Source organism: Burkholderia sp. AU44665, assembly GCF_030504405.1.
GTDB classification, from domain to species: domain Bacteria; phylum Pseudomonadota; class Gammaproteobacteria; order Burkholderiales; family Burkholderiaceae; genus Burkholderia; species Burkholderia semiarida.
This window is the reverse complement of record NZ_JAUJRI010000020.1, coordinates 94,792-103,361: the sequence shown is the minus strand read 5'-3', so window position 1 is coordinate 103,361 and position 8,570 is coordinate 94,792. Positions and strand designations below refer to the sequence as shown.

At 59.8% G+C, this 8,570-nt stretch carries 8 protein-coding genes and 2 pseudogenes; 8 read left to right on the top strand and 2 right to left on the bottom strand.

Going from position 1 to position 8,570, the window contains the following annotated elements; all coding sequences use genetic code 11:
* Positions 1-243 precede the first annotated feature (243 nt).
* The 5 genes and pseudogenes from QZM15_RS34030 to QZM15_RS27810 form a co-directional block, all read left to right on the top strand.
* Positions 244-555: pseudogene (locus QZM15_RS34030) on the top strand (ribonuclease E inhibitor RraB); the annotation flags it as partial.
* A gap of 64 nt (positions 556-619) precedes the next feature.
* Positions 620-1,314: pseudogene (locus tag QZM15_RS27825) on the top strand (SOS response-associated peptidase family protein).
* Between the two features lie 322 nt (positions 1,315-1,636).
* A complete protein-coding gene (locus QZM15_RS27820) occupies positions 1,637-2,626 on the top strand; it encodes a hypothetical protein (protein WP_302107653.1) in 990 nt (329 codons plus the stop codon).
* A 17-nt stretch (positions 2,627-2,643) separates the two neighbouring features.
* Positions 2,644-3,501, top strand: coding sequence for a hypothetical protein (locus QZM15_RS27815; RefSeq protein ID WP_302107652.1), 858 nt, complete (start codon positions 2,644-2,646; stop codon positions 3,499-3,501).
* Between the two features lie 1,050 nt (positions 3,502-4,551).
* Positions 4,552-5,067, top strand: a complete 516-nt coding sequence (locus QZM15_RS27810) for a GNAT family N-acetyltransferase (RefSeq protein WP_059638828.1) — start codon at positions 4,552-4,554, stop codon at positions 5,065-5,067.
* A 79-nt stretch (positions 5,068-5,146) separates the two neighbouring features.
* On the opposite strand, the gene QZM15_RS27805 is transcribed toward QZM15_RS27810, so the two are convergent.
* Positions 5,147-5,611 (bottom strand): hypothetical protein, encoded by a 465-nt coding sequence (locus tag QZM15_RS27805; protein ID WP_124860918.1) that lies wholly within the window; start codon positions 5,609-5,611, stop codon positions 5,147-5,149.
* A gap of 298 nt (positions 5,612-5,909) precedes the next feature.
* Between QZM15_RS27805 and QZM15_RS27800 the strand changes: the two genes are divergently transcribed.
* Positions 5,910-6,305, top strand: coding sequence for a hypothetical protein (locus tag QZM15_RS27800; protein WP_302107651.1), 396 nt, complete (start codon positions 5,910-5,912; stop codon positions 6,303-6,305).
* Positions 6,306-6,990: 685 nt separating this feature from the next.
* Here QZM15_RS27800 and QZM15_RS27795 read toward each other — a convergent pair.
* Positions 6,991-7,734, bottom strand: coding sequence for a DUF695 domain-containing protein (locus QZM15_RS27795; RefSeq protein WP_059584173.1), 744 nt, complete (start codon positions 7,732-7,734; stop codon positions 6,991-6,993).
* A 183-nt stretch (positions 7,735-7,917) separates the two neighbouring features.
* Here QZM15_RS27795 and QZM15_RS27790 point away from each other — a divergent pair, with 183 nt between their 5' ends.
* Together QZM15_RS27790 and QZM15_RS27785 are read left to right on the top strand one after the other, a co-directional pair.
* Positions 7,918-8,226, top strand: a complete 309-nt coding sequence (locus QZM15_RS27790; RefSeq protein WP_059584348.1) for a hypothetical protein — start codon at positions 7,918-7,920, stop codon at positions 8,224-8,226.
* 40 nt (positions 8,227-8,266) lie between these two features.
* Positions 8,267-8,515: a hypothetical protein gene (locus QZM15_RS27785; RefSeq protein ID WP_302107650.1), complete on the top strand. Its 249-nt coding sequence runs from the start codon at positions 8,267-8,269 to the stop codon at positions 8,513-8,515.
* Positions 8,516-8,570 lie beyond the last annotated feature (55 nt).

The window sequence follows — 8,570 nt, the reverse complement described above, 5'->3', positions numbered from 1 at the left end:
ATGCTCCGCACCCCGCCGTTACCAGCGACGCACGACCGAGTGGGCTACTGCTGGCAGAACAGCAGGTCTTGTCCGGTTGCTATTGGCAAGACAGTTGTGATAGCGACTTTCAGGTCGCACCTGTATGCATGTACAGTGTATCGCGTCGTGGTGTGATCTCGTCAAGCTGCAGAAATAGGGATCGGATGTTGCGGTCGAGGGTGATACGATGAGATTCGATCCGAGAAAAATGGGGCCTGGACCATGTCGACTATCGCAGCGCTGATGGATACCGCCGTGGCCGACGTTGAGCTCCTGCGTGTGCTCGACTCCGATGGGGACGATTTCAGCATTCCTCGGGATGTTGAATTTCTGCTGCGCGGTCCATCCGCGGAGAAGACATCGCTCGTTGCAAGCTTCATCAATGACCACCAGTACGGCCGCGCGATCGCCGATCAATCAGGGGAAATTTATCGCGTCCTGGTGGTGATCAATATGCCTATCCAGCAGCACAATATCCTGTCCGTTTCCGGTTTCATGGTATGCCTGAGCATGCTCTACGGTTTGGAGTATGACGGGTGGGGGGTCTTGTCCAGAGGCGCCACTGACTACGGCACGTATCATTGGAGGTACCTCCGAGATGTGCACGAACTACGTCGCGCCGGGCGAGGATCCGAGCCTGAGCGAGCTCAAGATCGACAGCTTCCGCGACCTGTACCGCTGGACCCCGTGGAAGCCCGAGATCTACCAGGACTACGACGCGCCGATCGTCGGCTACGTCGACGGACAGTTCAAGCCGCTGATCGCCAACTTCGGTTTCTGGCCGCGTGCGCTCCAGAAAGCCAATGCCGAGAAGGCGAAGGAGCAGGGCCGCAAGCCGGCGATCATCCGCAGCACAATGAACGTGCGCGACGACAACCTCGGCAAGTCGCCGCTGTACGGACCGGCGTGGCGCGCCGGGCGCCGCTGCCTGATCCCAGCGAAGTGGATCTACGAGCCGAACTGCGAGACGGGAAGCACGTGAGGTACCGGATCGGGTTGGCCGGTTGGCGGCCGCTGTGCGTCGCAGGCATCTGGCGCACGCTGCAGCGCCCGGATGGCACCGAGCAGCACACCATGGCGATGATCACGGTGAACGGCGACGAGCACCCGATCATGAAGCATATGCACCAGCCCGGTGACGAGAAACGGTCAGTCGTGGTTCTCCGGCCGGAGGACTGGGAGGAATGGCTGGCGACGTCGAACGTCGAGGCCGCCCGTGCGATGCTGCAGCTCTATCCGGCAGACACCATGGAGGCTGAACCCGCGCCGTTGCTGGTCGACACGGAGAAATAGGTCTCTCTTGCCCTGGATCTCTGATCCGAATACGTCGGCGCTGTTGTGGAAGAATGGTGCAATACAACGTAATGGTGGGTGGTATGACAACGTGTAAGGCGTTGCTTGACATGGACATTCGCTACGGTGCACAATCGCATCACTCCCCAGCGGGGACATTCCGAGATTAGCCAGATCAAGTGAATCTAGGGTCCATCTCGGGAGCTTGAGCAGCGCCTATGGGCTAGGTGGACGGTGAGTTCTTCTATCTAGACGACGTGGCTTCAAGTCAGGGAACTCAGAAGCAATTGATGATTTCGTCCGAAATACCCGCACACACTCCGTGGCGGGTTATTTCATTTTGCATCTGACCCCTGAAAACAGTGCTATGCAAGAAACTCGCGAAGCTGTCGCGGCACAGCTCATTCAGCAACTTCTCTCCGCAAACTCCCCCGAACCTGAACTGGGCGCTAGACTGAAGCAGCGGCTCATAGCCGCATTCGTCGCGAACGGCCTTGGTGTCTTCGACGAAAAGGCGCTTGGATTTCGGCAATTTAGCGAATACCTGCAACGTGTACACGGTGGCCTTGTTGTCGTGCATCGACAAGAAGGAATCGGGGACATCCTTGTCTCGTTGAAGGGCGGCATCACTACTGCACGACTGCCAGCCTCACCGGTACTGCCGGCTTCAAAGGTCGCTGGTCCTGTCATTCGAAGTGCTGTTTGGCAGGCATTTGCGAATCCCGACCCGGAGCGCAAGCGATTTTTCAAAAAACAAAACGGTGGAGTAGTTCACTACCTTAACAGCCAGCAAGGGCCCGAGAAAGCCTCGGTCGAGGCCGCGCCTGACGAGTTTATCGAAATCCCTCCGATTTCGGCCGAAACCCAATCTGCATGGATGCGTGAGTTTCTCACAAGCGCTCCACTGCAAGCAGAAGAACGTGCAGCTCTCGAACCGCTCGTCGCTGAGTCGTACTCCAGCACAGTCAATGCTATGTTCTCGCGAGCTCTTGGCGCGCGTGGTCTGGCATGGCGTGCTGTTCGCACAGCAAATGTGACGGCAATCATTGAGCAATGGGCGCGTGCCAACGGCGTCGCCCCTTCACTTCTCTATGTGAAGCAGGAAACCTCGAAAACTATTGAGTTATCTGGTGTCTCCGCCTCGGGAATGGCGGGAGCGATTGCTTCACCGGTTGCAGCTCCTCTGTCTGGATCGGTTTCTCCTGCTAGGGAGCAAGTCCTCAAGCTGCTCGAACTACTTACTGACGACGATCTCTCTCGCTTGGTTCTGCCCACGCTATTGAGCACGATCATGATTAAGTCCCGCCTGTGAATTGACGGGACTGCATCATGAGCGGCGTGCTGGTGATTGGTCTTCCAAAATCGTTGGAAAAGAGGTTCGCAGTTGAGTGCGGCCGGAAGGGACTCGTCAAGCAAACCGTATTGGCTGATGTCGGCAAGAAGGGGCGATTGGTTCTCATACCGTTTCCCGGGCAAGCGCTCGCCACTGTTTGTGAGTATGCGGATGGTCTTCCTGCCTATTCGGAAGCCTACGTAATCGTCTTGCCTTACGCTGAGCTTCCCGAAGGTCTTGCCGAAGAACTCGTTGCTCTCCAGGATTGCGGCGCAACGATCATCCGTGCAGAGAACGGACGAGATGGTTGGCCGCAATTGGGAGAGAAGCAGCGGCCGGATACCGACGCATTGAATGCCATCTACGCTCAACTCTGGAGCGCGATGCCTGCGCAGGATGAGGGGGATGGGAAAGAAGACGATACGCTCCCTTCTGACTATTTTAAGCAGGTGGCTGATGCAAACGCCCAAGTTCTAATCCTTGACCGCGTATACGAGTCCTGCGATTTGGTCTTGCCAATTCGCCGAAAATTCTTGAAGCGCGCAGTCGAGGCTCTGTCCGAATTTGCGGTTGACGGTGCATCCGGTCGTCTCGACGCGTTCTTCGGTGAGAGGCAATTGCATCATGCGAAAACGGGGGGAATCAGCACGTCGCTTACTGTCTATTCGGGGGCGGCGGTAGTGTATGACGAAACGTCCAATGCGCATCTCAAACAGGGGGATGCAACTACGCCACAAGGTGCAGCAAGGCTCTATTACCATCACTTCATTGTTGATGGGGTTACTTACGTGGTCGTGACATATGCAGGCCCGCACCCAGATTCGAACGTAAAGTGCACGTGCACGATCCGATAGACCATCGGGCTCCCGCAACAGGCGGATCCAAATGAGGTAGAGAGAGTGCGTGCTAGCGTGGCGCATTGATTTTCAAGTTGCCGAGAATGGGGATCTGTCTGGAAGATGAACGTTTTGCACCTTGGCGGGCAACGCTCGGATAGGACGCCATATTCCAGAATTTCATGGCAAGTGTTTGAAATATAAGGAAAATATATAAGGATTGTGATTCCTGTCGTCGTGGGTTCGAGTCCCATCAGCCACCCCAACAAATTCAAGCAAAAAGCCCGGTTCATTGAACCGGGCTTTTTGCTTTTCGGCGTTCGGATAGAGCCTCGGCGTGTCCTGCTCGCGGCGTCTTTAACGAAGCGGCATCCCGTATTCAACGAAGCGACCGCGATACCATGTCGGCGCTCGTGCGCTTCGAAAGTGCGGTTGCGTAAATCGAGTCGCCCCGACGATATGGCTTCGATGTCGAATATGAAATCGTGGGCGAGACGGGCAGGTGTTGAAATCGGGCGCGCGATCGTGCGTGGTATCGACCGATGGCACCGCTTGTCTCGCATCGCCGACGGGGATGACGGAGATGGCGACGAGGCCTCGGGCCTGCTTCGTATCGCGCTTCCGTGTCGTTGCGCTGACAACGTTCGTACCCGTTTACCCGCGACGTTTTCTTTCCCGCCTAAGGTTCCCGCGCGCCGTGCCGTTATCTTCTCTGGACAGCCCTCGTGCCTCGAATGCTGATCCGTTTTCTTGCCTGCTCGCGCCAAACGCGAGCAGGCTTTTTTCGTTTACGGCTGCGCATAACCGGCTGATTGGCGGAATCGAACAGGGGCTTGGCGCAAACCGACAAAGTGCAACAATCTTGCATGCGTGTAATGTAGGACCTTCCTCGTGCCCTCATGCTTTGCAGGGCCGTTCGATCCCGATGACCGATGAAGGTGTCGGGATTTTTTTTGCCCGCACGCCGACGTCCCGACACCGCGCTGCATGAAATGCATCCCGCAAAGCACGGTATATTTTGCGATGACGCATGCCGATCACGAAAACCAGCACAAGGAGTTGCCGCCGATGCCGGGCACCCGGACCACACTGCGCGCCGCGACGGCGCACGACGCGAACCACATTGCTCGCCTGCACACGCTGAGCTGGCAAACCGCCTATAGCCATATCCTTCCGGCCGCCTATCTGACCGACGAGGTGCCGACTGAGCACGCGGTTCGCTGGCGCAAGTATTTCGATCGCGACGAGAGCGAGTGGGGCTTCGTGCTGATCGCCGAGTCGCACGGCGAGCCGGTCGGCTTCGTCAGCGCCGAGCGCCCCGTCGATCCGGCGCTTGGCGTGCTGCTCGACTGCCTGCACGTTCATCCTTCGCATCACGGCGGCGGCACGGGCAAGCGCATGATCGAAGCCGTTCGCGCGTGGGCCAGGTCGATCGGCGTGGGCAAGGTCCATCTGCAGGTGCTGGAGGGCAACGTGCGCGCGATCGGGTTCTACGAACACAACGGCTGGCGATTGGCCGGCGTCGAAACGTGTCGCCTCGGCCAAACGGAAGTCATTGACCGGATTTACGCGATCGAGGCTTGAACGCTTGCGGCTTCGGCGCGGGCGGCGGCACCCGGCCGCCATGGCATCGCGCGAGGGGAAACCCGAACGGACATTGCGATCATTCGCCGCAATACCGCACAAGCAAATCGGCTTCGGTCTCGTGGATTTCGACGGGCAAGGTCGTCGCACCGGCATAGGCCAGATAGCGCGCGCGATGCTGGCCGTTACGGAACGACGCGACGCCGATTTTCGACAGGCCGGGAATACCGAGTAGCGTTCGCGTTCTCGTCTCGCGAAACGTGATGAACGGCATGTCCGGGATCCTGCTGCGGTTCGGATCGAGGAATTCGCGGATGCCGGCGGCTTTGCCAGGGGCCCAGTACTGAACCGACGGCAGTACGTAGTCGGTGGTGTCGCGGTCGGCGCAGGCCAGCAATTTCTTCAGGTCGACCGTCACGACCCGATGCCGCGAGTCGTCGGACGAGAATACTCGCTTCAGCTGCGTGTAGGCATAGGGGGCGTGTCCGGGAAGCTGGACAATCCAGACATCTACGCCGCTTTGTTTTGCTTGAGCGAGCGTCATTATTTCCTCTGGTGGCGCGCGGTCGTTGTGATCCGAGTTTAGCAGCGCGACGACGGCCGCGGAGCAGGTCGACAACGGAAATGGCAAGGCGGGGCAACTTCCGCTGCCATCGGAAGGGCAAAAGGAATGAGAGCGGTCATATGGCTGCGGTCGATATCGACAGGTTGCGAGAATATCGTGATGCTGCCGGTGAAAATGAAGCGCTGCGCTAAATTCACGCAAGATTCACACTGTGCCGCGAAGCATGTCGGGTGCCGGGCGTCATAAAAATAGAGAGGGCGGATTGAGCGGAGAAGCCATGTCGTCGAAACTCGAGATCGAATATCTCGATTACTGTTTCACAGCAACGCTCGACATCACGGCGTCGGGCCGTACCGCCGTTGTCGACAGGCAACTCGAATCCGCGGCGCGAAGCAGGACGCTCGCGTGGACCGTGTTCGATCGCTTTCTGGAGCGCAATGATTTCGCCGATGCGGAAGACGCGCGCGCCAATATCATCGACTGGCTGGAGCGACTTGCCGATCCGAAGCCCGTCGCATCGACCGCGATTGCGAAGGCGAGCGCGGTGGCGACCGGCGCGGTGGCGGCAGATTCGTCGACGGCCGAAATCGTTGGCGACGCCGCTATCGAGATCGTCAGCAATCTCGACTGGATCGATATGGTTACCGACTGGTTTTCCAGCGGCTCGTTGTAGTGACGAACTCGTGTTTTCGTGACGCAGATCATTGCGTGCGTGAAATTCGTCGCAAAAAAATGAAGCGGAAATCACCTCGCGCCAAAAAATAGAATAATCCTGCTTTGACAATACCGGCGACTTACCGGAAACTGCGCGCGGTGCTGAAAAATTGAATTGAATTAAGACGGGATAAACCGCTGGATGGGCAGGCGAACGCTGTCGGCCGGCTCTTCGTCAGCGAAGTCCGCAAGCAATGCGTCGCGCTTGAACCATGAAGGTATTCGTCGGCACGCGAGCATGCCGGTTATCGTCACATTGTCACCAAAGGGTGAGTTGCCGCACAGACCGTCGCGTGACCCGCGATCACAATTTGACCGGTTGACCGTTCTTCCCCGGCCCGGTCAACCATTTCCCCGCTCGCTCGCGCAGGAGCGGGGGCTTTTTGCCCCCCGACGCCGGAAGGCTGCGTCGGCGGAACCGGACAGGCGTCCGGCGGGCTGCGCGACGGCATTCGTTCGCGTCCCCACATCCGTTCGCCTGATCCGTACGAATCGCTTTCCTCGTGCCTGAGCGAACCCTCAGGCCCATCGCCGGTTTTTGCCGGCGATGCCTTGATCCCGGCGGCGGGCAACATCGCTGCCGGGATGTTTTTTGCGTCGGATGGCGTGACGTCACATCGCGCGCCACGGGCATGGCGCTTCGCTCACCCCGCCTGTTCGACGCTGGTTTCCCATCCGTCGTAGTTTCCGCCGAGCGCGCGTACCTCGCGATTGAGCGCGATCGTATGGCGCGTGATGTCGGCGAGCGCCATCGTGCCTTCGTGCGAAAACCGCACGGCCGACTTGCCGTCTTCGGTCGGCGCGACCGATTCGACCGGATAGCCTTTCGCTTCGGCCCAGTCCGCGAACTGGTGCGCGTCGCTCGGGTCGGGGAAGTACGCCCAGTGCATCACGCGCCGGCTCACGTCGGGGACGTCGCCTTGCTGCCGCAGCGCATCCAGCGTGCGCATGTCGCGCATGATCTGCCAGTCGTCGTCGGTCGGGTAGAGCGTCTGCCAGTAAGTGGCCTTGTCCGGGTCGTCCTGATGCGCGTACTGAAGTGCATAGGTCGTCTGGTCGGCCAGCGAATCGACGATCTCCGCGGCTGCCTCTTCGTCGAACGGCACGTAGAAAAGAAAATCCCGGTTGCCGTCGACGGTGATGCGGCCGACCTGCACGCCGCCTTTCGCGATGATCGCGGCGTCGAGCAGATCCTCGATCTTCGCGAGATCGGCGAATTCGTCGCCGGTCGGCAGGCCTTCGGGCGACGGGCGCGCGAACGGGACGCGCACGCTCAGCAGCGACGTGCGCGGATCGCCTTCGGCGATTTCCGCAAAGCCATGGTTGAAGCTGATGAAAGCCTGATGGTCGCCCATTCTGGCAGGGAAGGTTCCCCAGGCGTCGCTCATGTGTTTCTCCCGTACACGATTGTCTGTCGACGGTTGCAAAGCGTCCCAATGTATCATCGAAAATCGCGTTGGCCGGGCAAGCGCACATGATCGCCGGCACGTGCGGGCCATGGTCGCGAGATCCGGCTGTCAGCCGCTTGCCGCGTGCAGGCGGCAGGCCGCAAAAATTCAAAGGAGATGCCGATGTCTACGTTTGCGGTGAATGGTGTGCGGATCGATCCGCTCAGCGCGCGCGTGACGCACGTGCGCTGGGCGGCCGTGAACCCGGCCGATCGCTCGTGGGCGGAGACGCCGCGCGAAGCCCCGGTGGCGGACGTGGCGCGTGCGCTTGCGTCCGGTAACGATGTCCGCGCGATCTTCTCGGCATCGGATACCACCGCGATCGGGCCCAGGCTGAAACGCGTGCTGTATCGCGATGCGTCGGAAGGCATCGAGCTCGACATCGATGCAACGAGCGAGTCGCGCACGTTGCGCGATCTGCCGCAGATCTGACTGCGGGCCGTTACCCCAAACGAATCGAGCGAGCGCGTCCATGACCCTGCCCAGATTTTCCATCGTCCCGTCGGCATTCGCGCTGTGTCTGGCGCTTGCCGCCTGCCAGACCGCGTCCGGGCCGGCGCCCGTGCAACCGTCGCCGGAGACCGCGTCGACGACCGATCCTGCCTCGTCGTCGGCGGCCGCGCCGGATCGCGGCATGGGCCTCGCGCCTCGGTTGGCGGAGCAGACTCACCGGGCCACCGGTCAATGCACGACCAACGGTACCGTCAACGTATGCAATTGACCGATGTCGGCGCCGCGGCGCGTGATCCGCGCCATCGGTATCGGAATCCTCACAT

Bases quoted from the DNA above. Each gene is read 5' to 3' on its own strand.
- QZM15_RS27815 (WP_302107652.1), top strand. From the start codon at position 2,644: ATGAGCGGCGTGCTGGTGATTGGTCTTCCAAAATCGTTGGAAAAGAGG.
- QZM15_RS27810 (WP_059638828.1), top strand. From the start codon at position 4,552: ATGCCGGGCACCCGGACCACACTGCGCGCCGCGACGGCGCACGACGCG.
- QZM15_RS27805 (WP_124860918.1), bottom strand. From the start codon at position 5,611: ATGACGCTCGCTCAAGCAAAACAAAGCGGCGTAGATGTCTGGATTGTC.
- QZM15_RS27800 (WP_302107651.1), top strand. From the start codon at position 5,910: ATGTCGTCGAAACTCGAGATCGAATATCTCGATTACTGTTTCACAGCA.
- QZM15_RS27795 (WP_059584173.1), bottom strand. From the start codon at position 7,734: ATGAGCGACGCCTGGGGAACCTTCCCTGCCAGAATGGGCGACCATCAG.
- QZM15_RS27790 (WP_059584348.1), top strand. From the start codon at position 7,918: ATGTCTACGTTTGCGGTGAATGGTGTGCGGATCGATCCGCTCAGCGCG.
- QZM15_RS27785 (WP_302107650.1), top strand. From the start codon at position 8,267: ATGACCCTGCCCAGATTTTCCATCGTCCCGTCGGCATTCGCGCTGTGT.